We start from the raw sequence: 24,966 nt of genomic DNA, 5'->3' as shown, positions 1-24,966 counted from the left end.
TCAGGCGGTCTGGCCGGTCATTTCGTGGTAGAGGGCGATCAGGTGCTCCAGCCGGTCGTTCACGTCCTTGAAGGGCGTCTTGCGGTAGCAGCGGTCAACGACGATATCGAGAGCGCGGTGAGCCTTGAGCAGCTTTTCAGGCATCTTGGCCGGATCATACATGTCCGCGTAGGTCATTTCGTGAAACTCTTCGCGGATGTCGATGATTTCGAAAACGGCTTTCTCAAGGGATTCCTTGGTTTCGCCCGAGAGAGGAGAGAGCGGGAAATTGTTTAGGACGAAGCCCGAATACCGAGGATCGGTCTTCAGACGTCCCGCAACTAGCTTTGTCCATTCCATGTGCATCTTTGAAGATAGGACGCCAAATGCCCATGGTTGCGCGTCGTATATGGCCTGCGCCGCATCACCAATCACGGTGGAGTCGTCCAAGAAGCCCAGTGGAATATATTCCCGCTTTTCCGAAGTGTGACGAGGAAAAATGATAGACTCGGTGTCGCGGTGCCTCACCTCGCCGAATTGGTGCGGCTTCTCAGCTAACCGCCGGGTAGCTTCACGAGGGCTATCGGCCCGCTTTTTCCGACAACTAGCAATCCGCTGTTGAACTGCCCCTATTTTTCGTGCCTCGGCTAGATCCTCATCACAGATCCAAAGGCAGTAGCGAGGCTCCTTGTAGAGGAACTCGTCAGCGCCAACGAATACTTTTAGAAACTTTTCGGCCGTAGGGTGCGAGGAAATCAAATCGTTCTTCTCCTCGCCACTCATCAACAGGAATCCGCCGTCATTCGGCATGCTGCCGAAGGTGAGTTTCGGCAATCCGGAAAGCGAGTCCTCACGCGACCAAACCCAAACATAGGGCAAAGGACGGAGGAACTCATTGATCATTTCCACACGAACCTCCTGATTTCCAGAGAAAAGCCGCTTCGTGTCCGTCGCAAGATTCGAGATTCCGACGACAACACAGGTGACGCCGGCGTTCCCCTTAGCTTGGTTCGTCCACTTGAAGGACGTGTGAGCGAATCCGATCTCAATTCCTGAGCCTCCCCCAACAATCGGATGCCAAATGAGCGCAGCTTGTTCTCCTTGGCAAATGGAATTCGTGGCCACGAAAGCAGCCGCAGCAGTTTGGTTGCGGATGTAGCGTGATGCCTTGAAGAACCAACAGGCGACGTAGTCCAGTTCATTCAACCCGTCCACGTCTCCCACTGCGGCGGCCATGTCCCTTTTCTGATCCACGCTTTGATTTCGAGCGCCAAGGTATGGCGGATTTCCTAGCACATAGGTTTCCCGCTGCTTAGCTTTTCCATCCGGGCCTCGTTCGATTCGCGGGCAGACGGTATTCCAATCGCAGCGGGTCGCGTTGTCGCGAACGATTCGCGCCCCCTCCCGGAGTGGCAGGGCATCGGGGCGGGTGCGGAAGCGCTCGTGGAAGACGAGGTTCATCTGATGCTCCTTGATCCAAAGGGCGAGCATCGCCAGCTCATGGGCGAAATCATCGATCTCGATGCCGTGGAACTGGTTGATGCGGATGCGGGGGAACAGTTCGGCGTATTGCCCCTTGGCTTCCAGCACGTCCATTTCCAGCTCGCGGAGCTTCTCATAGGCGAGGATTAGGAAGTTCCCCGATCCGCAGGCAGGGTCGAAGATGTGGATCTCGGCGAGCCTCTGGTGGAAGGCTTCGAGCTTTTTCGGGCTGCCCTTCGCCTTCTCGAAGTCCTCACGGAGGGCATCAAGGAAGAGCGGGGAAACCACCTTCATGATGTTCTCCCGAGAGGTGTAGTGCATGCCCAGTTCGTGGCGCTTCTCGGGGTCGATGATCGACTGGAACATCGAGCCGAAGATATCGGGGTTGATGGACTTCCAGTCCATCTTGCCATTTTCGAGCAAGGTCTTGCGGCTCTTGCCGGTAAAGGCGGGCACTGGATGCTCGCGTTCGAAGAGGCCGCCGTTGACGTAGGGGAAATTGCGGAATTCTTTGCGAAGCTTGGAGGCGTCGGCGGTGGCGAAACGGCGGAAGACGTTCGTGAGGTAATCCGTCAGGTCGTCTCCCTCTTGCGAGGTGTGGGAGGCGAGGGAATTGGTAAATAGGTCGTCCTCGAAGATGCCGGTGTCCTCGGCGAAGAAGCAGAAAAGCAGCCGGGCGAGGAAGACATTAAGGTCGTGAGCGTCGAAGCCGGGATTGTCCTTGCGAATTTCGTCGTAGAGGACGGCCATCTTTCGGGTGGCCTTGACGTCCACCTCCAGGGCCTCGTTGGTGACGGCGATCTTCTTTTTCCCGACGAAGGGGAGGAAGAAGTAAGCGTGGGACGGCAGTTCGTAGCCGGGGATGACGAGATCCGATCCCTCGTCGAGATCATGCGCGGCGATTTCGTCTGGCGAGGCGATGACAATGAACATCGGCTTGTTCGCCGGTCGGCGCAGCGCCACGGAAGCCTTCGCCTCATCGAACGCGGTCCGGATGTCCTTGGCGACCCAACGGAAGTAGATCCGCTTCTTCCAGAGGATCTCAGTGGCGTGGTCGTCAGCGTAGTTTGTCGAGCCGTCCCTGACTCGGTCGAACGTGGATTTAGGGAGTTTCGAGTCTTTTCCCTGGAAGCACTTGAGGAACGCAAATCCCCACCCCACCCCGGTGAGGTCGGAGGGAATATCGGCGATTTTTTTGGAGATTTCCTCAGTAGTCATATTCAAGGGCCATTTCCGGCACTGTTCACCGAAAACGTATGCCGGAACCTCACCCCGCCCCAAGAGGTTTTTAGCCGTCCATCAAGTGAAAATCGACGGACGACGACCCTACCGCGAATTTTCCGGTTCTTGAGACCACCTGTACTGCGAGGCCTATTCCCTTCGCAGATCGCGCCCTTTCCGATACTGCTGGGCGTCACCATATCGGCCATGCAGGTAATTGTGGGTGATGCTACGGCCGCTCAAGCTTGAAGCAACTTAGTCAATGAGTCTGGTTGATATTGCACCCAATCGTAGACGCTGCGTACCGGACGCATTGGGATTCCAAACAACTCGTCCGGGAGTGGCTCTCCGGTACTCCATGCGGAACGGTACTGGGATGAGACCCGGTTGATGATTGCACGGCTTTGAGGCTGACCTGAGGCAAAGAAGGCAACCGTCTGAGCGATGCTGCCTGCCATCAGCCTGCACAGCACAGCTCTGGGGCTGTCGACAGGGCCGCCACCTGGCAACTCGGGAGCCGCCAATATGCTCGCGTCCTTGAACCAAAATAGTCCAGGCGCTTGGTAGCCGTGGAGTGAAAGGAGGTATGACAGCCGGGCCGGCACCTCGTTGCCGTTCGGCATACGGCGAAAGACGTGGACTTCAAATAAAGCGTCACCTGTGACGCAATCCGGAACTTCAACGTGGAACTCCGTGGTCGATACCGCCACTGCCTGCCCATCTTCTGCGCGGACGTGATGACCTCCGTGCCACAAGTGAATAGCTCCCCGCCTTACCAGAAGGACCGCAAATCGCCCCACCAGTCTGACTCGTAATGCCTCGAACCCAGTGCCGGGTGGAACACTCCACAAGGTGGTGAACGCCTTCTTGTCCCTACTCCAAACCCTCCGCATGAAGGGCGGAATGTCAGTCGGCCACCGGGCGCTGCGTTGGGAGTGCGCGAATGGGAAGGCTGACAATGGCCGTTTCATTTGATTAGTTCTTCTGCTGACAAGCTGACGGACTGACGCTGACGGTTTCATGAGCCAGTGAAGGGGCTTTCAACACCTTCCCGTCCCGCTCAATCAGCCCAAGCTCAATGGCGCGCTCAAGAACGGGAGCAAGTTGGGCGTAATCTTGGGAGCTGTAGGTCCGAAACAAGGTTCGGATACTGCAGGGCTGAAGCTTCCGGACTTTCCGCACCATAGCCGCCACGGGATCGTCGTCCGGGGTCTTTGCCCCCTTGACCGACGTCAATTCGGCAATGGGACTCGCTCCCCGGCTGGCGGCCCAGTGCTGTGACGTCGATTCCAACAGCCCGTTGGCAATCCAAGCGGCAATCCGAACGTCATTTCCTCTGACCGCCTTCTCGCTGCCTTCTCGGAACAGCGCCACGGCAAGGGCGAGCTTCCCCACGAGCGCTGGCCCCCCTTCCCGCCACAGGCGGATCATCGCACCATCCGCCTTCATCCCACGTTCCAGCTGCGCGGCTCGAACTTTAAGAAACTCCTCCCGGGCTGAATCATCAAGGCTGTAGGTTCGGCCGATCCGGTCCAATCTGGCTCCCATCAACTTGCTCACCAGTTCCGACCATTTACCGGCCGGATCAGGGCGACCTTCAATTCTGAAATGCTGCTCCGTAGGGAGCCTAACAAGCATTTCGTCAAAAATGCCACTCCTCGCCAGCAAGGGATCGCTCATCGCATCGCCAAACTCTTGTTGTTCGACAAGGAGCACCGTGGAAATCGCGGAGCGGGGTTGATAGCGACCGCCTACGTAATCGAGGCGGCTTGCCCATTCGGCATTCCGGCGGAATGCGGAGAGGCGCTCCAGAGCCTTTTCGTTCAACCATGTCTGGCGGTGGAAATATCCGGGAGATGTCGCCACCTCAAGAATGGCCCGATCGAACCCGTGGCGGTCCAGTTCATCAAGGGTCGAAGCGCTCAACTCTGGAACCATCACCATCGGCTTCATCTGGAATCTCAGAGCGCGAAGCTTCCCTCCAAGCACCTGGATGGATGCGCACAGACGCTCATGCTCGTTGAGGATTTGTGCCTCCTCCTGCTGGCAAAAGGCGTTCACCATCGCCCTTTCATTGTTCAAGGTCGTTTGCAGCTCCTTCCAACGGGCCAGCATGGGATTGTAGCGCGTTTCCAGTGCCGCAAGTTCGTTGCGCTGGGAACGAAGGTCCGTGAGATGCTCGTAGACTTGGAGCAACGCGATGATCCGATCTTCAAAGGCGGCAGTGAGCCGTAGAAGGCCCCTGCGCAATGCCGGCACCTGATCGCGGACAACAGCGAGCTGGAGGTTGCACCCGATCTCCCCAACATACGGCACGTTCAATCTTACCGTATTTCCGGCGATGCCACCGGCAACGTCGAGGATAAGGGCGGCGGCGGTAAGAGGGTCAACCCCAACAGAAAGCCCCCAGAGGGCCACAAGGTCGGAGAGCAACGGCGGCCATGCGTCAGTCAGCACCTCACAGTCGGCAACCTGAAGAGACGGATAATCGGCGGCGTCAACTTCTCCATCGCATTCCGCTGACGAATCGAGTGTCGTGTACATGGAAGAAGTATCACAGCTTCATCCGGGAGTACCAGCGCGATCTTGGATAGGGAGGCAGGAATTGAGATCGACGCCAATTGGCACCGGCATCCCGGACACTCTTCCCGCTCGCTAGGAGCGCTCTCACATTCTCGATCCCGCGCTCCGCGCGGTCCCCTTCGGGCTCCTTCGCACGTCGGCCGATCGACGTGCTACGCAAGCTTCGCCCGTCTCTGCCCTCCGCGCTCATATATCGAGACTGGAGCGCCTCCCAGGCTCCGGTCACGCCTAGCGGCGTGACCTACACCCTCTTTGCGTCAACGTCCCAGGATCTATCGTTCCAAATGTCTGTCGTGAAGCAGGTGCGCTCCTCTCCCCATGCCACGGCTCGAAAGCACTTCCTCCACGATGGGGCGAAGATAGCCGGGCATGGATCCCGGAACGATGATCTGTGTCTGTGCCGGAGGATGCCCCTCAGGAAGCACCAGATCCCAATTTACGGGGACTTCCGCCATTGCCGGGGCCAGCTTCGCGACCTTCCGCTTCAGTTGACGCTGCCAATCCGACGATTTGGTGGAAACGTAGGCGTCGAATAGCCCGGCATCACGGGTGCTCACATAGGCCAGATACGAATCGATGCCTGTGATCTCCGGGACGACCCTGATCCCCTCCTGATTTCCATCTGTGAGGCTCATCACATGCTTCCGGAAAACCCGGTAGCAATCCATGATGTCCAGTTCTTGCACCCCTTTGCCGGGGCTGCGAGCCAACTCCCTATCCAAGTCATCGTTGTGGAGGCGGAGTTCCATGCGCGTGACCTGCTCGTGCTTGGTGGGATCCAACAGACCATCCGCACCAGCCTTCTTGGTCTTGTTGTAGATCTGAAGTTCCGTTTGGTTGCGGTAAAACGTGAGTGACTCTCCCACGTAATGCCGCACAGCCAGCCTGCTGCCGGGAAGGGCGGCACGCTGGATCACCGGTTCGATTCGTTCGAAGGGCGCATTGACCAAATTCAACGACATGTCCACACGCTTGTATCTGCGCTTCGCCCCGTTCTCCGGTTCGGCAACCTGAGCAAACAGGCGATCCAGAACCTCCAACGCCGCATCGATATCCGGCTGCCCATTGAGAGGAACGCCATTCTGGCCGAACAGCAGTTGGGAGAGACTGGGAACCGAGAAGAAGGTGAGCTTCCGGCTAGTGAGGCTTCCCTTAGCACGAATCTTCAGTTTGCGATGCCTCACGAGCAACGAGCCTTCGTCGACCGGTTCTCCGGTTGCGGTCACAACTTTATTCTCACGAATTTCCCAATCGGGATGGTCCCGTGTCACCTTCCAAGCGGATAAGAAGTGGATGGTATCGATCATGAGTGGGGATGGGAGGGGTAAGGATGAAGGATTTCCTTCGTTAACTGGTCCACTATTAGGCCATAATTTCCGGTCTGCAACGCCCGACCCCACGCTTCCACCCGATGGATCTAATCGTTCATACCGTCCCTCGATGCACTTGCCTCCAGCATCACTTGCGCGTGTAGGATCCCATTGAAATAGGCCAGCTTTTCCTCTGCGGTGGTAAATTCACTGAGCTGCTCGAAATGAAGCCTCGCTTGAAGCGTTGCATGGTCGATCTCCCGGACGTCCAAGGCATCCACAGCCGAAAGCCAAGGAGGCTCTGGGAACAGCAATGGATCAATGAGGCTGAATGCCAACCGGAGGATATCCTCCATGGATCGCTTTGGCACCTCGACGGGTAAAGAAGCCACTTCCCTCAGCCCCAGACGCCGGAGCGAGTCGTTGAGCTTGTAGAAGCCTCTCAGGTCCTTGAACGGCACGATCTTCCCCTTTTTCACGAAGTCGTGAAACGTGCTGCGTGGCAACGGAGGATGGAAGTAGCCGGAAATGGTTTCCCGGCGCACCGCGAACTCCGGGAAGCCGGACGGCTTGTTTGAACGGGGGGACGCCATGTCGCCAAGAATGTGGAGCATGTCGGCGACCGCTGCAATCCCGGCGGCCGTTAGGATTTTATCCGTTGCGGTGAAAGTGGCTGTAGCGATTCCAATAACCTTTCCGGGCAGGAGCAGGCTCCGGCGAAACGTAGTAGGTTGGCCCGGCTGGCGGCCTAGGCTCCTCCCTCACCTTGGGCGGTTTCTGGCAGGGTGTTGGCGGTTTGTATGTTTCCAACCGCCATGGCCGGTCCCTTTTGCCCGGCTTTACCTTCGCCAGAGCCTTGGGCCCCAAACCGAGGTCACCAAGAAGGAACCGATCATGCTGACGCACCAACACCTGCATCGCGGGCGTCCTGATGACCTCCCGGAGGCGAGAGCGCTGTGCCTCGTCGCCTTTCTCGTGAATCAACCACAGAATACGCACGGCGGCCTTGGAGTCCGAGACTTTGCTCAGGCTGCGGCGGAATTGGCGCACATCGGAATCCGATTCAGCGACCAGCATCGGCGTGCCTAGCCATGTGAGATACTCACAGACTTCCAGCCTGCGCCACTGCTTGGAGGCACTTCCCGGAATCCAGTCCCAGCCTTCAAGGTGCCTCACGAGGGACGTTGCCACCTTGGCGGCTCGCTCTGGGTTCGTGGAGAGCATTTCCTCCGGCTTCGGAACCCAATGATAAACGTCGGCAAAGAAGTTGATGTCGAGCCAGCCGGCTTGGTCGAGAAACTTGAACCACACGTCCTCGGTGACCTCCACCTTCAACGCCTTTAGAAGGTCGCGGGTCTTTTCGTCCAGGCGGACCCCGTCGAGAGCCGAAATCAAATCGGGCTCTTCTTCGGATGCCTTGATCGACTCTTCCTCATACGGCTCGCTTGGTATCCGCTTCAAAGCATCCACCCCCGCCCAAGTGAGCAAAGCCGCGGCTCGGATTTTGCGATCCTCGACCGCATCACGGAGTGCAAGCAGCCCTTCCGTCACGAGGTCGGGATAATCTTCGCGAAGTTCCCGGTAGAGGCGAATGAGGTGCTTGGAATATCCGGTGAGCGCCAAGGCGCAGGCGAAACCGTTGGGAGATCTGACGCTCAGCCCGCGTTCAAGCGCCAACCGAATCAGCCCATCGTCGTGAGTCCTAAAAACGGCAGAGGCACGCAATCGTTCGAGCGAGAATCCTTCGTGAATGAGAAATCTGGCGATTTCACAGGCCGCATTACCCCCGTGATCCAGAACCGAGGAGAGCAACCCGTCGAGTTCCCACGCACGTTGCCAGCATTTCTCCCACAGAAAGCGAAACATGCTGTGGTTGCCCCGCCTAACAGCTTCGTGGATGGCCGAAGGCTTCACCCGGGGCTTTTCGTAATCCGGGCACAGGGTAGGGCTCCCTGCCTCAACCCAATCCATGAGTTCGAACAGCTGACCAAGCCGGACGAACTGGAGAAGTTGGTCCTGCTGTTCCTGACTGCAAACTGCGATATCGGCAGAGTGGAGCATGGAATCATTCAAGCCAACCGCGGACGGCGATCAAGGGTGACGAACTGACGTTCTCGTCTCCAGGCGGCGATGGTTAACGAAATCAAAATAGTTGCCATTTCAGTTGCCAAAATTGCACCGTTTTTCCGGATTTCGGCGGATCACGCCGGACGCTGGCGGAGTTTGGCTTTACAGCTCAAAACGACAAAACCCCTTGAAACAAGGGGTTTTACGAGGTTCTACCATGGTCGGGGCGGCGGGATTCGAACCCACGGCCTCTTCGTCCCGAACGAAGCGCGCTACCAGACTGCGCTACGCCCCGAAACCAGTGGTAAAAATTGAGTGGCGCACTCGTAGGGACTCGAACCCCAAACCTTCTGATCCGTAGTCAGACGCTCTATCCAATTGAGCTACGAGTGCGTTTGCCTTGCGGCGGGGCGCAGAGAAGACCTCAACCGACCCCGGGTGTCAACATTTTAAGGCGAAATATCTTCGAGCGGCCCACAGATTTTTTTCGCGTGCATCCGGGCGTGGTTGGCAAGGTTCATCCGGACCAAGCGGTCGAGGCCATCGCGGGCATCCGGGAGTGCCACCGCACCGCGCGCCGCGGATTTCCGCATGTGCTTGTGGATGAGTTCGGCGTGGGGAATGCCGGGCAGTGCTTCCCACTCGCACTCCGGTGGCAGGACGCTGGTGAAGCACAGTTCGTCGGTGGTGACGAGCAAGGTGCCGTCCGGCAGCCAGGAGCGAATGGCGGTTTTCAGTATCCCGGTGTAGGAGTCTCCCCGCGTGAGGGAGAGGTGCAGCAGATGGCGGTGGTCGGGATGGAAGAAGCAGGCGCTCTCCATGCGGCTGTTGAAACGGTCCGGGATGGGAATCAGGTTCCAGCCAACTTCCTGCCAGCCCTCCGCGAGCAGGGCCGATTCCCGTTCGCGGACTTGGGCGACGAATTCGGGAGAGATGGCCTGCGGGCCCAGCAGGATCGGTTTCAGATGGATCACGGCCTGGCTGTCGAGCGCATGGCGGTTAAGCAGCTTGGCCAGCAGGATGTTCAGGCAAGGCCGGAACTTCCGTCCCACGATGGGGAACCATTCACGGAGCGGACACTTCGCCAGATGCATCACATAGGTCCGGGCCTCGGGATGGACAGGTGGCGGCACGAAGACGGGCAGTCCCGCCAGATAGGCGAGGGCCGCAGGGTGGACGCCGCGCAGCAGCAGCCAATCGCCGGAGCGGCCTCCGTGCCCCAACGCGCCCTTGTTCCTCAGCAACCATCCGCCGGCGACGAGCGTCAGAAACGCGGGCAACGTCAGGAGGCCACCCGTCACAATGGGGGAAATCCGGTCCCCGACCGGCATCGAGTGAAGGAACGCGGCGGCGATTGCGCTAACTGCGAAGGCTCCCAACAGGCAGGCCAGCCAGATCATAACCGGACGCGCGCGGCGGCACGGGGAGTGGCGCGACTGGCGGTAGCGGATCAGCCATACCGGGACCTTGGCCCAGCGTCCCACCACGGTGGAAACGATCCACAGCATGGCGACGGATGCCAGAAGGGGAATCCGAAATCCGAGGTGCGATCCTCCCATCTCAAGGCCGATGATCCCTCCAACTCCCACTCCCATGAGGACTAGGAATCGCACGTTCCAGGGCATGAGGGAAATCTGTCGAAGCGGCGCGTCCGGCGGCTGGACTTCGCCGGTCAGCAGGTCCACGTCGGGAATGAGCACGCCGGTCCGCACCCACAGGTCGCAGCCATCGCATTTCCACAGTCCCCGTTGAAGATCGGGGGCGGATGGGGTGGAGGGCGGCGCATAGGGGTTCGGCGGGTCGTCGGCCATTCGCGCGCTACTTCGGCAGATCCCTGTTCCGCGGGAAAACAAAAACGCCCCGGACCGCGGAGGTGGCCGGGGCGTGAGGCAGGGGGATGTCAGGACTGGGGACGGGTGGCGGCGGCATGACGGAGTTCTCCCAGGCGCTTGCCGAGGCGCTCGACGATCTCTGGCTTGTCCGCAGCGAGGTTGTGCTTCTCGCCGATGTCGTCCTTGAGGTTGAAAAGCTGGAGCGGGAACCGCCCGCCGGCTTCGAGGAGCTTCCAATCGCCTTCGCGGAGGGCGAGGCGGTTGCCGGGGATGCTGTCCTCGATGAGCCACGCGCGGCCTTGCTGGGATTCGCCCAATAGCGCGGGCAGGACATCGAGGCTGTCCGGGGCCTCTCCGTTAGCGAGCGGGACACCGGTCATGGCGGCGAAGCTGGAGGCGAAGTCGATCTGGCTGACGATGGCGGTGCTGGTACCAGGCTTCACCTTGCCCTTCCAACGGACGATGAAGGGCACGCGGGTGCCGCCTTCGAAGAGGCTGTATTTGCCGCCGTTGTAGGGGCCGGCGGGCTTGTGGTCGCCGAGCTTTTCCTGGGCCCCGTCCTTGTAGCCATCGTCGACCACCGGGCCGTTGTCGCTGCTGACGATGACCATCGTGTTTTCGGCGAGGCCGAGCTTGTCGAGCGTCTGCATGACCTGGCCGACCTGCCAATCGAACTCGGCGATGGAGGCACCGCGCAGGCCCATGCTGCCCTTGTCGAGGAACATGGCGTTCGGCACGCGCGGGACGTGGATGTTGTGGGTGGCGAAGTAGAGGAAGAAGGGCTGGTCCTTGTGGCGCTCGATGAAGCCGAGGGCCTCGCGGGTGAAGTCCTGGGACATCTGGTCGTCCTTCCAGATCGCCTTGGTGCCGCCCTTCATGTAGCCGATGCGGCCGACGCCGTTGATAACGGCCATGTTGTGGCCGGCGCTCCAGTCCATCTTGAGGGTGGCGCGGTCCTTCTTGCCATCGGGCAGGCCGGGGAAGGGTTTCTTGTAGTTCACCTCGATGGGGTCGGCGGGATCGAGGTTCTCCACCCGGTGGTTGCGGATGTAGACGGTGGGGACGCGGTCGCCGGTGGCGGCCATGATGAAGGATTCGTCGAAGCCGATGTCGTTCGGGCTGGGCTTGATCTCGCCGTTCCAATCGACCTCGCCGGAGCCGAGACCGAGGTGCCACTTGCCGACCGCGCCGGTGGCATAGCCGGCCTTCTTGAAGATGGCGGGCAGGGTGGTGGTGCCCGGTTTGATGATCATTTCGGCGTCGCCGGGCAGGATACCGGTGCCCTTCTGGCGGTGGGGATACTGGCCGGTGAGAATGGCGAAGCGCGAGGGCGTGCAGGTGGACGAGGCGGCGTGGCCGTCGCTGAAGTTGATGCCTTCGGACGAGAGCTTGTCGACGTTCGGGGTGGGGACGTTTTTCGCCCCGTTGCAGCCGATGTCGCCGTAGCCGAGGTCATCGGCGTAGATGAAAACGACGTTGGGTTTCGAGGGAGCGGCGGAGGCGGACTGGAGCAAACCGAGCGCGGTGAACAGGGGTAACAACTTCATGAACAAAAGGATGATGAGCCACGATCCAACACCCCGCGGAGGGAACGGGCCATGATCATTTCATGGAAACGACTTCACTTTTTGGGAACTTCCGGGAAAGTGCACCGGCATGGCTGCCGCCAGGATTCCCACCGTGATGCTCGCGCTGCCGTTGTTCTACGGGCAGGCGCGGCGTATCCGGGAGGGCGTGATGGCGCATGTGGACCGGCATGGCGGCTGGCGGCTGGTGGAGTGCGATCTCGATCAGGCGGCCACCCGGCCGGAAGTGCTCACCGGCGTGGACGCCGTGATCACCTGGACCGCCGGGCATACCAGTTGGCTGAAGGATTTGGACGAGCGCGGGCTGCCGGTGGTGAACTGCATGGACGATCCGCCGCCCTCCCCGGGCATCTCGCGGGTGGCCACGGACTGGCCGTCGCTGGCGCGGCTGGTAGTGGCTCATTTCCGCGAGCTCGGGTTGAACCACATCGCCTACCTCGAGCGCCGGATTGCCAAAGGTTCCGCCCGCCATCACCGGTTGAAGGAACTGCGGGCGATCACCCATGAGGCGGGCATCGCCTGCCATGGCCACGAGCTACAGGCCCACGCGTGGCCGGGCACCGCACCGGCGGCCGATGAGCACGAGGTGGCGGCGCTTCTCCGCGCCCTCCCGAAACCCTGCGGGGTGCTATGCGAGGATGATCCGGCGGCGGTGCGGGTCCTGGAAATCGCGGCGGCAAACGGCCTGCGGGTGCCCGCGGATCTGGCGGTGGTAGGACAGGGCAACCGCCTGATCGGACGCACCGGCCAACCCGCGCTCACCACCGTGGTGCCGCCGGGCGAGGAAATCGGGCGGCAGGCTGCCGGGGTGATTGCGGGCCGGATGGCCGGAACCCTGCCGCCGGGAGGCCTGTGGCTGCTGCCCTGCACCGACCTGCTGGTGCGCGGCAGCACGCGAACAGTGGAATCCGATCCGGCGCTCGACCGGGCGTGGCGCTTGTTCGAACGTCAGGCCTTGGGAGGCGTCACGGTGCAGGAGCTGGCCGCCGCGGCCGGGGTTTCCACGAAGACACTGGTGAAGCGGTTCGAGAGCCGCTTCGGCATCGATCCCGCGGCGGAGATCCGTCGGCGGCGCTGCGAGGAGGCCAAGCGGCTGCTGGTGGAAACCGAGGTGCCGGTGGCGGAGATCGGGAGGAAATGCGGGTTCCCCTCCCCTTCCAACTTCTTCAATTTCTTCCGCCGGAACACCGGGGTCAGCCCAACGGATTTCCGCAGAAATTTTGCACGCTGACTGCTGCTCGACAACCCGGGCGGGGAACGTAACGTCGCAGCCACCACGGCCCGACTCCCCGCCATGATCCGATCCCTCTTCGCCGCGCTGGCCCTGCTGGTGCCCGCCATCGCCACCGCCCGCCCGGCCCTTGAGAAGCCGAACGTCATCGTGATCCTGCTGGATGACGCCGGGTATGGCGATTTCTCCCACACCGGGAATCCGACCATCAACACCCCGAACCTGTCGCGGATGGTCAGCGAGGGCTTGAATTTCCCTCAGTTCTACTGCGGCTCCTCGGCCTGCACGGCGTCCCGCTACTCGATGCTCACCGGCCGCAACCCGGTGCGCTCCGGCTTCGGCTCGTGGGTGCTGGGACCGGAATCCCAGCGCTACATGCACCCCAGCGAGGTGACGATCGCGGAGGGCCTGAAGCACCAGGGCTACGTCACCGGCATGTTCGGCAAGTGGCACCTCGGCACGCCGAACCCGGCCAACCAGATGACCGCGGACGCGCTGCCGCTGGCGCATGGTTTCGACCAATGGCTGGGCACCAACGTTTCCCACGACTACGCCAAGGGCACCAACCTGATCCGCAGCAACCCGCAGGGGAACTCGCCGGTGCAGGGCTACGAGACCCTGGAAACCGATGTGCTCGACAAGGTACCGGTGCTGGAGAGCCTGACCAAGCGCTACACCGACGCGGCCATCGACTTCATCAAGGCGAAGAAGGACGCGCCGTTCTTCATCTACTTCACGCCGAACTACCCGCACCTGCCGGTGCACGCCTCGAAGGAATTCCAAGGCACCTCGCTGCGCGGCCTCTACGGCGACTGCATCGAGGAGATCGACAGCAACCTCGGCCGCCTGCGCGCGGCACTGGAGCAGGCCGGGGTGGCCCAGAACACGCTGGTGATCTTCGCCTCGGACAACGGCCCGTGGATCAAGTACCAGGACACCGCGAAGGATCCGAAATACGGCGAGGCCCGTACCTTGATCGGTTCCGCCCTGCCCTTCCGCGACGGCAAGGGCTCGACCTGGGAAGGCGGCCAGCGCGTGCCGGGCGTCTTCTGGTGGCCGGGCACGATCCGCCCCGGCACGGTGGTGCAGGCCCCGGCCAGCGCGATGGACGTGCTGCCGACGGTGTTCGCGCTCGCTGGCGAGCCGCTGCCGACCGGCCGCACGATCGATGGCCGCGACGTGCGGCCGTATTTCAACGCCGACAAGTTCCCGGGCACGGTGCCCGGCTTCACCTTCGCCTTCTCCGGCTTCGGCGACAACTCGATCGGCGCGATCCGCAAGGGTCCGTGGAAACTCCACGTGAAGATCTCGTCGCAGACCAACAACAATTACGGCTTCAAGCCCACGCCGGAGAAGCCGCTGCTCTTCAACGTCGAGCAGGATCCCGGCGAGCGCTTCGACCGCGCCGCCGAACAGCCGAAGGAAGTGGCGGAGCTCAAGAAGCTGCTGGCCGACTATGTGGCCGCCGCGGACAAGGAAGGTTCCTTCTGGGGCCCGCTGCCAAAGCCCGACCCGAAGGCCAAGGCCAACGGCAAGGCGGCTCCGGCACCCGACGACGAGTGAACTTCAAGGAGTGGCGGATTTCGATCCGCCATGCTTCGAGCGACGGCCATCGTTCGCCGTCGCTCGAATCGTCGCGAGGTTCCGGTTATCACAAAGCGACTGGATCACTCTTCCCACATGGCTCCTCGAAAGGAGCCACTCCTTGGCAAGGACCGACATGGGAAACCCGGCTCCGGTTTCCACCCGCGGTCACTTCCCCTGCTTCAGGTAATAGAGGCCGCTCGAGTTGGTGCCGCCATCGGTGCGGATCTCGGCCTCCAGGACCATCGGCGTGTTCAGCGGGATCTCGGGCACATCGAGCTTCCAGGTGTTGGCGACATGCTCGTTTCCAGTGCGGCCTTCGTGGAGATCCTTGGCGACGGATTCGCTGCCGAACACCAAGGTGACATTGCGGACATGGAGGCGGCTGCCGCCACCCTGATAGAGCGCGCCGAAGGTCCATGGCCCACCGGCATCGAGGCGCTTGGTGATGTCGATGCGGATCTTCTGCCACTCGGTCCGGTATTGATCGGCCTTCCATGAACCGACCTGCACGGCACCTTGCGGAAGCGCGTTGGTGGTCGGGGCGACAGCGGCGGCTTTCTGGCGTTCGATGACGGGCCGGTATTTCGCCAGCAGCTCGGCGGCGATGGCTGCGGCATCGCCGGAGGGTTTGGCGGGGAGCTGGTGAGCGGCGGTGATCCATGACCACTCCTTGTCGGCCAAGGCGTTGAAGTAATCGTTGGCCCGGAGCGACGGGCGGCCGTAGGCCTGTTTGAGACCCTCCTCGCTCCAGGCGCCACCGGATTTCAGGATGCCGGCGAGATGCTGGTGGAAATCGTTCCAACGCATCCGGTAGTAGCCGCCGACCAGGCCGGACCATTCGCGCCAGGCGTAGTCGAAAATGGATGGATCATTGCCACCCTTCTCCGGTCCCCACCACGTGACCAGCATCACCGCGTTCCGCTCGTAGAGGGCGCGTTCTTCATCGGTCTTTCCAAAGCGCCGTGCATCCGCGATCCACTTGCCGAGCGAGTATTCGCCGCGGGTCGCGAGCAGGCGGTCGATGTCGGCAAGCACGCCGTCGAATTCCTTGGTGAGCGCGTCAAAACGGGCGGCGTCCTTGTTCCGGAAGGCCTCGGCAATCTCGCGCTGCAACGGCTGGCAGAGATTCGAGAGGACCTGACGGCCGACATCGGCGACATCGAAGCGCCAGGCATCGGACTTCGAAAGCGCGGGCGCGTCCCGGAGCAGCAGCTCCCAGGCGCGGAGCAGGTCGGTGTTCGCGTAGGGGATCGAGAACCCGGCATTGGGGCCCGACTTTTTCGGATCGAGCGCCGGGCGCGCGGCGGGCATCGACGAGTTTTCCGTGCCCATGGTGCCGGGCTTGTACGGTCCGGCCAACAGGATGCTCCAGGCCTCCGCCGCGGCGGCGGATTCCGCGCCATAGCGGCGGCGCGCGTAGTCCTTCAGCCAGACATCCACGTCCACCGGCCCGTTCCGCCAGACGCTGTCGAAGGCCAGATCGTAGATCACCGGATTCTGGACGATGGCTTCCATGAACAAGCCCATCCCGGTGGCGTTCGGCGCGCTTTCCTGGGCCTTGTGGAACGGGTTCGCCGCGAGCGAGCGCAGGTCGCCGTGCAGGTTGATGCGGCCACCGAAGTTGTGGAGCAGGCCGGTGACGAAGGGGCGGCCCCAGAATTTCTCCGTCGAGTTCGCCCGCGAGCCGTTGAGATCGAGCACGAGCAGGCTCTCCGCGGGCACGGCGGTGGCAATCGGCTTGCGGATCGACCAGGACTGCATCACCCACACCGGCTTGTCGGCGGCCTTCTCCATGTTCGCGAAGATGGCCTTGCCGACATTGGCCAGGTAGTCGTCACCCGGCTTCGGCGGCGAGCTTTCGTGGAAGGGATCGGCCGCGATGTAATGGAGCGGGCCGTAGAACTTACGAAGCTCCTCGTACCACGTGGCCGCGATCTTCCCGAACAGGGGATCGAGCGGATCGAGCTGGGCGCTGCCGGGAAAAGAGCACCAGGAAGGCTGGTTCGCCACCGCCGCGTCCGGGAACTTCTGCTTCAGCTCCCGCGGGACGAAGCCGGAGAATCCCTGGTAGATCGGCTCCATGCCGAGCTCGCGCTCGCGCTCGCCGATGTGACGGGAAAGCTCGCGGCGCTGGTCGAGCCACGACTTCGGCAGCGGGCCGCAGTGGCTCTGGATGTTCGTCATCCACTGCCACGCGAAGAACGCCGGGCCGACGAGGAACTGGCGCGCCTCCTCGTCGCTGAAGCCGTGTTTCAACAGCGTATCATACCACACGCACTCCAGCCCGGTGACATCGAGCGGACGGTTGATGCCATTGAGGGCGAGGAAATCGAGGACGCGCTGCCAGTCATTCCAATCCCACCACGCGCCGGTGTAGCTGAGGGTGCACCAGTTGAAGAACACGCGGTGCTGGTAGGCATTCACCACCCGCTCCTTCGCGCCGACCTGCGGCAAGGTGGCGGGAAGGTTCATCTGGTCACCGCAGAACGAAAGGTGGCACCGCGCGCGGGTCTTCAGGTAGTGGCCGAGCGCGGAGGCGATCGAAACGCCGTTGTTCCCGCGCAGCACGATCTTGCCGCCGGGGCTGTCCTCGATCTCGAAGACGTCCTTGCCCTCCGCCGCCGGAATCTCCTGAACGGTGAACGCGGCGGCGTGGCCGGGTACCACCCGCTGCACCAGCGCCGTCGCGGCCGTTTCCGCCGGAGTGGCGGCACGCAACCCGGAAACCAACAAAAGACAGACAAACGCACGAAAAACCATAATCGCAGGCAATTAATCCCATTCATCCCCGATTCTTTCAATCGCGATGGATTCTCATGCCTGTTGTCAAAATTGCGAAAGATACTCCCACTTTTTACCAAGACGGGCGAATCCTCTGGCCACCGCCGAACTGGTCGAATAGTTCGCGCCCATGGTCATCGGTGTACCCAAGGAAATCAAAGCGCAGGAAAACCGCGTCAGCATGATCCCCGGATCGGTCGCGGAACTCGTCAAACGCGGTCACAAGGTGATCGTGCAACGCGGAGCGGGCGAAGGCGCCAGCTACCACGACACCCAGTATGAGGCCGTGGGCGCCACGCTGGTGGACACCGCGGCCGACGTCTTCGCGCAGGCGGAGATGATCGTGAAGGTGAAGGAGCCGCAGGCCTCCGAGATCGCGATGCTCAAGCCGCACCACCTCCTTTTCACCTACCTCCACCTCGCGGCGAGCAAGCCGCTGACGGAGGGCCTGCTGGCCACCGGCTGCACGGCGATCGCCTACGAAACCATCGAGGTGAACCGTCGACTGCCGCTGCTGGAGCCGATGAGCGAGATCGCCGGGCGCATGTCCGCGATCGTGGGCTCCTACCACCTGGCGAAGCACCGCGGCGGCCGCGGCACGCTGCTCGGCGGGGTGCCGGGCGTGGCTCCGGGCCGCGTGGTGGTGCTCGGCGGCGGCACCGCGGGCGTGAACGCGGCACGCGTGGCCACCGGCATCGGCGCGGACGTGACGATCCTCGAAGTCGATTTCGAGCGCATGCGGTTCCTGGACATCACCATGGACGGCGCACACACGGTTTACTCGAACGAGGCGAACCTCACCGAGCTGCTGCCGCGGGTGGACCTCGTGATCGGCGCGGTGCTGGTCCCCGGCGCGAAGGCCCCGAAGCTGATCACCCGCGAGATGCTGCGCATGATGCCGAAGGGCAGCGTGTTCGTGGACATCGCGGTGGACCAGGGCGGCTGCTCGGAAACGACCCGCCCGACCACCCACGACGATCCGACCTACGAGGAGGAAGGCGTGCTCCACTACTGCGTGGCGAACATGCCGGGGGCCTACTCCCGCACCGCCACCCAGGCGCTGAACAACGTGACCCACCCGTGGACGCAGCTCATCGCCGACAAGGGCCTCAAGGAAGCCTGCCGCATCCGCCCGGACCTGCTCAAGGGCATCAACACCGCCGGTGGCAAGCTGGCCTGCGAGCCGGTGGCGCTGGCGCACGAGATCGAATACACCTGCCCCAAGGATCTGGTGCTGTGACCCTTTGAAAACACCAAAGGCAGAAGCCCTCGCGGGCTTCTGCCTTTTTTGGTTTCAGAGGGTTGGCGCTTGGAAAGCGCCGCCACGGATCAGAGCCCGATGCTGTATTCGGTGCCCGCCTTGGTCGGGAAGGTGAAGACTCCGTTCTTCGCGGTGAGCTGGGCGCTGCGGCCGCCGGTTTCCTTCACCGTGACGGTGGAGGGATTCCCCGGCAAACGCACCACGGCCGGTTGGCCGAGCCCCGAGCGGATCTTGGTGCCGGTGAGCTTGCCGTCCTTCCACGCGACATCGACTTCAAAGCCGCCGCGGCCGCGCAAGCCCTTCACCGAGCCGTCCTTCCAACCCGGCGGAAGCGCGGGCAGGATCGAAAGCTCATCGGCGTGCGATTGCAGCAGCGTCTCGCAAATACCCGCGGTGATGCCGAAGTTGCCGTCGATCTGGAACGGCGGGTGGGTCGTGAACAGGTTCGGCATCGTGTTGTAGGTCAACAGGCCGCGGATCATTTCACCGGCCTTGTCCGGGCGGCCGAGGCGGGCCCACAGCGCGGTGCGCCACGGCCAGGTCCAGGAACGGCGGGAGTCGCCGGAGGTGCCGCGGGCTTCCAGCGAGACGGCGGCGGCTTTCGCGAAGTCCGGGGTGCCGCTGGTGCTGATCTGCTTGCCGGGGTAGACGGCGAAGAGGTGCGAGGTGTGGCGGTGGCCGCTCTTCTCCTCGTTCGGGCGCTCGGTGGTCCACTCCATGAGCTGGCCCCAGGAGCCGATCTTCGGCCCCAGCAGCTTGTCGCGGGCGGCCGCCACCTTGTCGGTGAAGGCGTCCTTTTTCCCAAGCGCCTTCGACGCGGCGAGGGTGTTGGTGAAAAGGTCCCAAACGATCTGCTGGTCGTGCGCCACGCCGTCCTCGCGCGGGCCGTGCTCGGGCGACCAGCCCTTCGGCGCGACGAGCTTGCCATCCTTCTCGACGAGGTGGGCGAGCCAGTATTCGGAGACATCGTGAAGCACCGGCCACGCCGTCTTCTCCAAGAACGCCTTGTCGCCGGTGAAAGCGTAGTGGTCCCAGAAATGCTGGGCCAGCCAGGCGGAGCCGGGGGTGTTCCAGTCCCAGCCATTGCCGCCGAAGATGTTCACCGAGGTGCGCATCGTCCAGCCGGGGGTGTCCGCGCCGAAGGCCTTCTTGGTGGCCTCCACGCTGCCCGGGATCATGGCGGTGGTCCAATCGAACAACGGCATCGCGCAGTCGGACAGGTTCGCGGGTTCCGCGAGCCAGTAGTTCATCTGGATGTTGATGTTGATGTGGTAATCCGAGTTCCAGGCGGGCTTGTTGCTATCGTTCCAGAGGCCCTGCAGGTTCGCGGGCAGGAAACCGCGCGAGCTGGAGATGAGGAGGTAGCGGCCGTAGTGGAACATCAGGGCCTCGAGGTGCGGGTCAGCCCCGCCCTTCTTGTAGTCCTCCAGGCGCTCGTCGATGGATTTGCCCGCCGGGGGCGCGCCGAGGTCGAGGTCCACGCGGCCCATCAGCTTCTGGAAATCCGCGATGTGGGCGGAGCGCAGGGCGGCGTAGGGTTTGGCGGCGGCGGCGGCGATCTGCTTCTGGATCACAGCGTCCGGATCCAGGCCGTTGCGGAAGTTCTTGTTCGGATCGAGGGCGTAATCGGTGGCGGCCCCAAGGATCAGGGTGGCGGCATTGCCGGACCACGAGACCTTGTCGGCAGTGGAGGTGACCTTGCCGCCGTCGCAGAGCACCTTCACGCGCGCGGCGTAGCGCAGGTCGTTCGAGAGCTTGCCCGCGAAAGCGTCGTCCGCACCCGCGGCGGCGGGCTTCGCGCCGTGGGAATCGGACAGGCTGAGGCTGCCCGCGACCTTGCCGGGCTTGTCCGCGGTGATGCGGACCACGATCACGTTGTCGACATGGCTGGCGAACACCTCGCGGGTGAACGTCGTGCCGTCCATTTTCCACGTGGTGGTGTGGATGGCGGTGGCCAGATCGAGGGTGCGGGAGAAATCGGTGATCGCCGGACCGCCCGCGGTCTTCGCCTGCTGGCCATCGAGCGCGATTTCGGCGACCTGGAAATGGTTGTTGTCCTTCGCCGGGGCGAAGACGAAGCGGTAGTGGCGGAACTTGAAGCTCTTGTCCGAGGACACTCCGTAGTGCTTGGTTTCGCCGCGCTGGGCGTATGGGGCCTCGTCCTTGTGCTCATCGAGCGTGCGCCAGGCCTTGCCATCGGCGGAGCCTTCCAGCTTCCACGTCCGTGGGTCGCGGGCGGGCACATCGCCGGCCGAAGTGAACGAATAGCCGGGGACGGACTGCGGCGTGCCGAGGTCGACCTGCCAGACGATGTCCTTGTCCTGGTGCTCCAGGCACCACTTGGTGTCGGCCTTGCCGTCGCCCGCCTTGTCGATGGTCTGATCCCCGGACGCGGCCTGGCCGCTGGGGCTGACCGGGTCGGACGGCCCCGAGTCCCCGCTCGAGCCAGCGGATTCCAGGAATAGGTCTCCGAAAGCCTGGTAGGCACCGAATTTCACCAGATCGTAGCCGCCGGACGGATTGTCGGTGCCGGTCCAGAGGCTGATGTCATTGAACTGGATACGCTCCTTCAGCGGATTGCCGAAGACCATCGCGCCGATGCGGCCGTTGCCGACCGGCTGGGCCTGGCTCTCCCAGTTCGACGACGGATACTTGTCCGCACTGCCGAAGGAACCGGCGGGACCGGAGCCGCCTCCCCCTTTCGCGGCGGGTGGCTTGTTGAAACGGATTTCGAGCGGCTGCCCGGCCAAGGCCGGGAGGACCAACGCGGTGGCAAGAAGCAAAGAACGCATGACGTGAGCAATAGAACAGGAATGAACGAAGCCTTGGAAGCGGATTCCCACCAAACGAAGGGAATACCACTTTTCCAAAGATCGCTCCTCTACCGCTCCCCCCGCCGGGATCTTTCGCGCCGGAGCCTACTTCTTGAAGAGCCCGGCGAAGAATTCGGTCATTTCCTTCCACGAACCAGTGTCGGCGGCCTCGTTGTAGGCGGATCCTTTCGACGGATCGTTGCCTGCACTTTTCTGGGTAAAGGAATGGACCGCCCCCGGATAGAGGACCACCCGGCAATCGGCCCCGGCGTCCGCCATTTCCTTTTTCAGAGCCTCCACCTGCGCGGCCGGGGCGTGCGGATCATCCGCACCGTGGAGCACGAGGACCTTCGCCTTCACGGTGCCTTTCTTGGCGGCCAGGCCCTCGGCGGCGTCCAGCGAACCGTGGAACGACACCACGCCCTTCAGGTCGACCTCGGCCCGGGCGAGTTCCAATACGCCGAGACCGCCGAAGCAGTAGCCGATGGCTCCCAAACGGGAGGAATCGGTGCGCTCGTCCTTCTTCAGGGTTTCGAGACCCGCGTAGAGGCGCTCGCGCAGGAGCTGGCGATCGGCCTTGTACTTGCCCGCTTCCTTGCCCGCCTCCGGCGGTTTCGGGCGGATGCCCTGGCCGTAGACGTCAGCGGCGAGCACGTTGTAGCCGAGCTTGGCGAGTTTCCGGCTCTGCTCCTTCTCATGGTCGCTGAGGCCGGTCCACTGGTGGATGACGAGGATGCCCGGGCGCGGGCCGGTAATGGCATCGTCGTAGACGTGGAAGCCTTCCAGCTTCACGCCGCCCTGCTCATACATGACGGGTTTCTCAACGAGTTCGGCGGAAACAAGCGACGCGGTCGCGGCGAGGACGGAGAGGAGGTGGCGGGTCATCCGGCACGAAGGCACCGGGCTGTTGGGTTGTCAAATGGAGTTGAGGCTTCAGCCGAGGAAGGTCTTTAGAGGGAGGCGGAGGCCTCAAGAGATTGTTAGCCGCAAAGAGGCGCAAAAATCGCACAAGGGAAGAGAACGGAGACTGCGGAATGAGTTCGCGGAAGCCTCGTCTTCTCTTCCTGAAAACTGAACACTGCCAACTAGCAAACTTCTCCAGAGCCTCCGCCTCCCTCCAAAGACCCTCCTCGGCTAAAGCCTCAACTCCTCAATGCGACGACTCGATGTCATCGGCGGTCCACAACTCGCGGTCGGGGCCGGCCGAGCGGATGTCGGTGCGGTCCGCCGTCATCGAGTGGAAGAAGTAGGGGGTGCCCCAGCGATCGATGAGCTGGCCAGCGACATTTACGAATGGGGCGTTTGCGGGCAGGTAGGCGAGGTGTTTCGGATTCCTGCCCAGCAGCGCGGCGGTGATCTCTTCGTTCTCGCCGGTGGGATGACCGCCCTGGTTCCTGCCGTAGGTGGTAAGCAGCATCGAGAGCATGGAGAGGTCGTCCTGCGGCAGGGCATCCGGGGCATTCAGCCGCGCCATGTCCGCGGCGATGGGCAGCACGGTGATGACCGGGGGCGGCACCACGGCCGCTGGCATCATGGATGCCCGCGGCGCGGCGGTGGAAAGCGGCGGCGTTTCCGGCTGGTGCCCGCGCGGCCATTGCCAGACAACCAGCCCTAACAGAATCGCGGCGGCGAGGCCGACGATGACCTTCGTCTTGCTCACAGGAACGCGAGGTTCGCCGAGGACACGGCGAAGGGATCGTCGAAACGTCCGAGGTTCGGGAAAATCGCCGCGAGTTCGCTGGACCCCGCGCCCATCCAGGACGCCAGCACGGACGAATACTGGTCCACCGAGGTGCTGGGAATCCAGCGCCCGCGGGTGGACCCGGCATCGATCGAACCGGTGGCCGTGCCGGTCTTCAACGACGGGAAGTGGCCGTAGAGATCGCCGCCATGGACGGCCCCGCCCATTACCAGCGCGTGGCCGCCCCAGGCGTGGTCGGACCCGGCCTTGGTCGAGTCGGTGTTGTTGGCCGTGAAGGTGCGGTTGAAGTCGGACGCGGTGAAGGTGACGACATTGTCCCAGACCCCGAGCGCCACCAGCGTGTCGTGGAAGGCTTTCAGCGAGTTGTTCAGCTCGGACATCAGGTTGCCGTGGGACGCGAGCAGCGTCTGGTGGGTGTCGTAGCCGCCGACCTGGCAGAAGAAGATCTGACGGTCGTTCCCCAGCGCGGTGCGGCCGGCGATGAGCTTCGCGATCATCTTGAGCTGCTGTCCGAGCGAGGTGGTGGCGTTGGTGAACATCGTGTCGAAGTTCACCCCGCTGGCGGCCGCCGCGGTGAGGGCCGCGCCGATGGTGCCCTCGGTGGCGCGAGCGCGGGCGACGACGCGGTTGTATTCCTCTTCGTGCAGATTGGCGTGGGTGAGGCGCATGATGTCCTCGAAGGCTTTCAAGCGCCGGCCTTGGTCACGATCGAGGCGGTAGCCGCTGGCATTGATCGCGCCATCGTAGGGATCGTTGTCGGTGGTGTCGCTGACACTGCTGAAACCGGACAACGGCACGGTGCCGGTGGACTGGACGACATACTGCGTGACCTGCCCGGAGGTGCCGACCTGGAACGAGTTGATGCCCGCCAGCGAGACCGACATCGAGACCTTCGAGTTCGTCGCATTGTACGAGGCATTCAGTAGATCCGCGGCACGGCCACCCCACCCGGAGGTGAAAGGTTTATCCGAAACGGAGGACTGCCACTGCGTCTGCTGGTCCGAGTGGGAGTAAAGCTGGGTCGGCAGCGGCACCTGGCCGCTGGAGTAGGCCGTGCGGCTGGCGACGGGATAGGCGAGCGTGCCGACGTTGCAGAGCACGGCGAGCTTGTCGTCGTTGAACAAGGTGGCCAGGTCCGCGAGGTTCGGATGCAGACCCATCGGTGGAAGCGCGGAGCCGTAGTATTTCGTGAACGCCTTGGTGGTGGCGGGCACGCTGAGCGGCTGGAGGGTGGCGCGCGGCAGGGCGAGCACGCCGCGGCCGGTCTCGTAATCGCTGCGGACGCTGTCGCTGGCCGGATCACCCGCGGGCACAAGCAGGTTGTTCGAATCGTGGCCGCCGTTGAGGAACAGGCAGACCAGCGCCTTGTAGCCGGTGCCGCCGGTGCCCTGGGCCATGGCGGCGGTCATGAGGCGCATCTGGGCGAGCGCGTTGACGAGGCCGGTGACGCCCAGCGAGGCGCAGGCGGACTGGCGGATGAAATCACGACGCGTGCGGAGCTCGTCCTTCTTGTGCTGTTTCATGGCGAGGG

General features: G+C 62.7%; 15 protein-coding genes and 2 tRNA genes. 3 read left to right on the top strand and 14 right to left on the bottom strand.

All coding sequences use genetic code 11. The features are described 5' to 3' along the window. The 9 genes from llg_RS07780 to llg_RS07740 all read right to left on the bottom strand — a co-directional run bounded on the left by llg_RS07780 (position 1) and on the right by llg_RS07740 (position 12,021). Positions 1-2,679, bottom strand: coding sequence for a DNA methyltransferase (locus tag llg_RS07780; protein WP_338289168.1), 2,679 nt, complete (start codon positions 2,677-2,679; stop codon positions 1-3). Between the two features lie 978 nt (positions 2,680-3,657). Beyond that, positions 3,658-5,226 carry a hypothetical protein gene (locus llg_RS07775; protein ID WP_338289167.1) on the bottom strand — a complete coding sequence of 523 codons (1,569 nt, stop codon included), beginning with the start codon at positions 5,224-5,226 and terminating at the stop codon, positions 3,658-3,660. A 311-nt stretch (positions 5,227-5,537) separates the two neighbouring features. Beyond that, the gene (locus llg_RS07770; RefSeq protein ID WP_338289166.1) at positions 5,538-6,572 is read right to left on the bottom strand and encodes a hypothetical protein; all 1,035 of its coding nucleotides are present in this window, start codon (positions 6,570-6,572) and stop codon (positions 5,538-5,540) included. Positions 6,573-6,682: 110 nt separating this feature from the next. Continuing rightward, positions 6,683-7,189 (bottom strand): hypothetical protein, encoded by a 507-nt coding sequence (locus llg_RS07765; RefSeq protein WP_338289165.1) that lies wholly within the window; start codon positions 7,187-7,189, stop codon positions 6,683-6,685. Between the two features lie 37 nt (positions 7,190-7,226). Beyond that, positions 7,227-8,636: a hypothetical protein gene (locus llg_RS07760; protein ID WP_338289164.1), complete on the bottom strand. Its 1,410-nt coding sequence runs from the start codon at positions 8,634-8,636 to the stop codon at positions 7,227-7,229. A gap of 224 nt (positions 8,637-8,860) precedes the next feature. Beyond that, positions 8,861-8,937: transfer RNA gene (locus tag llg_RS07755), tRNA-Pro, on the bottom strand. 21 nt (positions 8,938-8,958) lie between these two features. After that, positions 8,959-9,035 (bottom strand) — tRNA-Arg (locus llg_RS07750). 56 nt (positions 9,036-9,091) lie between these two features. Next, entirely contained in the window at positions 9,092-10,453 is a 1,362-nt protein-coding gene (locus tag llg_RS07745) for a hypothetical protein (RefSeq protein WP_338289163.1), read from the bottom strand. An 89-nt stretch (positions 10,454-10,542) separates the two neighbouring features. Continuing rightward, on the bottom strand, positions 10,543-12,021 hold the full coding sequence (locus llg_RS07740; protein ID WP_338289162.1) for an arylsulfatase: 1,479 nt from the start codon (positions 12,019-12,021) through the stop codon (positions 10,543-10,545). A gap of 109 nt (positions 12,022-12,130) precedes the next feature. Here llg_RS07740 and llg_RS07735 point away from each other — a divergent pair, with 109 nt between their 5' ends. Both llg_RS07735 and llg_RS07730 read left to right on the top strand, forming a co-directional pair. Further along, positions 12,131-13,291, top strand: a complete 1,161-nt coding sequence (locus llg_RS07735; protein ID WP_338289161.1) for a substrate-binding domain-containing protein — start codon at positions 12,131-12,133, stop codon at positions 13,289-13,291. Between the two features lie 63 nt (positions 13,292-13,354). Next, positions 13,355-14,854, top strand: coding sequence for a sulfatase (locus llg_RS07730; RefSeq protein WP_338289159.1), 1,500 nt, complete (start codon positions 13,355-13,357; stop codon positions 14,852-14,854). Between the two features lie 189 nt (positions 14,855-15,043). Here the strand turns inward: llg_RS07730 and llg_RS07725 are convergent, their stop codons facing one another. Beyond that, the gene (locus llg_RS07725; protein WP_338289157.1) at positions 15,044-17,596 is read right to left on the bottom strand and encodes an alpha-N-acetylglucosaminidase; all 2,553 of its coding nucleotides are present in this window, start codon (positions 17,594-17,596) and stop codon (positions 15,044-15,046) included. Positions 17,597-17,840: 244 nt separating this feature from the next. On the opposite strand from llg_RS07725, the gene ald reads away from it, so the two are divergent. After that, positions 17,841-18,899: an alanine dehydrogenase gene (gene ald / locus llg_RS07720; RefSeq protein WP_338289156.1), complete on the top strand. Its 1,059-nt coding sequence runs from the start codon at positions 17,841-17,843 to the stop codon at positions 18,897-18,899. Between the two features lie 89 nt (positions 18,900-18,988). On the opposite strand, the gene llg_RS07715 is transcribed toward ald, so the two are convergent. The 4 genes from llg_RS07715 to llg_RS07700 all read right to left on the bottom strand — a co-directional run bounded on the left by llg_RS07715 (position 18,989) and on the right by llg_RS07700 (position 24,958). Beyond that, the gene (locus llg_RS07715) at positions 18,989-21,712 is read right to left on the bottom strand and encodes a glycoside hydrolase N-terminal domain-containing protein (protein WP_338289155.1); all 2,724 of its coding nucleotides are present in this window, start codon (positions 21,710-21,712) and stop codon (positions 18,989-18,991) included. 126 nt (positions 21,713-21,838) lie between these two features. Continuing rightward, entirely contained in the window at positions 21,839-22,618 is a 780-nt protein-coding gene (locus tag llg_RS07710) for a dienelactone hydrolase family protein (RefSeq protein ID WP_338289154.1), read from the bottom strand. Positions 22,619-22,883: 265 nt separating this feature from the next. Continuing rightward, entirely contained in the window at positions 22,884-23,393 is a 510-nt protein-coding gene (locus llg_RS07705) for a hypothetical protein (protein ID WP_338289153.1), read from the bottom strand. Further along, positions 23,390-24,958, bottom strand: coding sequence for a DUF1501 domain-containing protein (locus tag llg_RS07700; RefSeq protein WP_338289152.1), 1,569 nt, complete (start codon positions 24,956-24,958; stop codon positions 23,390-23,392). Before llg_RS07700 ends, llg_RS07705 begins: the two co-directional genes overlap by 4 nt. Positions 24,959-24,966: the final 8 nt, after the last annotated feature.

Source organism: Luteolibacter sp. LG18, from assembly GCF_036322585.1.
Classification (GTDB): Bacteria; Verrucomicrobiota; Verrucomicrobiia; order Verrucomicrobiales; family Akkermansiaceae; genus Luteolibacter.
Note: the sequence above shows the minus strand (reverse complement) of the source record. Positions and strands in the feature narration are given on the sequence as shown.

What these genes read in the sequence shown, in the direction of transcription:
- llg_RS07700 (WP_338289152.1), bottom strand. Translation starts at nt 24,958, where the DNA reads ATGAAACAGCACAAGAAGGACGAGCTCCGCACGCGTCGTGATTTCATC.
- llg_RS07760 (WP_338289164.1), bottom strand. Translation starts at nt 8,636, where the DNA reads ATGCTCCACTCTGCCGATATCGCAGTTTGCAGTCAGGAACAGCAGGAC.
- llg_RS07710 (WP_338289154.1), bottom strand. Translation starts at nt 22,618, where the DNA reads ATGACCCGCCACCTCCTCTCCGTCCTCGCCGCGACCGCGTCGCTTGTT.
- llg_RS07730 (WP_338289159.1), top strand. Translation starts at nt 13,355, where the DNA reads ATGATCCGATCCCTCTTCGCCGCGCTGGCCCTGCTGGTGCCCGCCATC.
- ald (WP_338289156.1), top strand. Translation starts at nt 17,841, where the DNA reads ATGATCCCCGGATCGGTCGCGGAACTCGTCAAACGCGGTCACAAGGTG.
- llg_RS07775 (WP_338289167.1), bottom strand. Translation starts at nt 5,226, where the DNA reads ATGTACACGACACTCGATTCGTCAGCGGAATGCGATGGAGAAGTTGAC.
- llg_RS07715 (WP_338289155.1), bottom strand. Translation starts at nt 21,712, where the DNA reads ATGCGTTCTTTGCTTCTTGCCACCGCGTTGGTCCTCCCGGCCTTGGCC.
- llg_RS07735 (WP_338289161.1), top strand. Translation starts at nt 12,131, where the DNA reads ATGGCTGCCGCCAGGATTCCCACCGTGATGCTCGCGCTGCCGTTGTTC.
- llg_RS07745 (WP_338289163.1), bottom strand. Translation starts at nt 10,453, where the DNA reads ATGGCCGACGACCCGCCGAACCCCTATGCGCCGCCCTCCACCCCATCC.
- llg_RS07740 (WP_338289162.1), bottom strand. Translation starts at nt 12,021, where the DNA reads ATGAAGTTGTTACCCCTGTTCACCGCGCTCGGTTTGCTCCAGTCCGCC.
- llg_RS07765 (WP_338289165.1), bottom strand. Translation starts at nt 7,189, where the DNA reads ATGCTCCACATTCTTGGCGACATGGCGTCCCCCCGTTCAAACAAGCCG.
- llg_RS07770 (WP_338289166.1), bottom strand. Translation starts at nt 6,572, where the DNA reads ATGATCGATACCATCCACTTCTTATCCGCTTGGAAGGTGACACGGGAC.
- llg_RS07780 (WP_338289168.1), bottom strand. Translation starts at nt 2,679, where the DNA reads ATGACTACTGAGGAAATCTCCAAAAAAATCGCCGATATTCCCTCCGAC.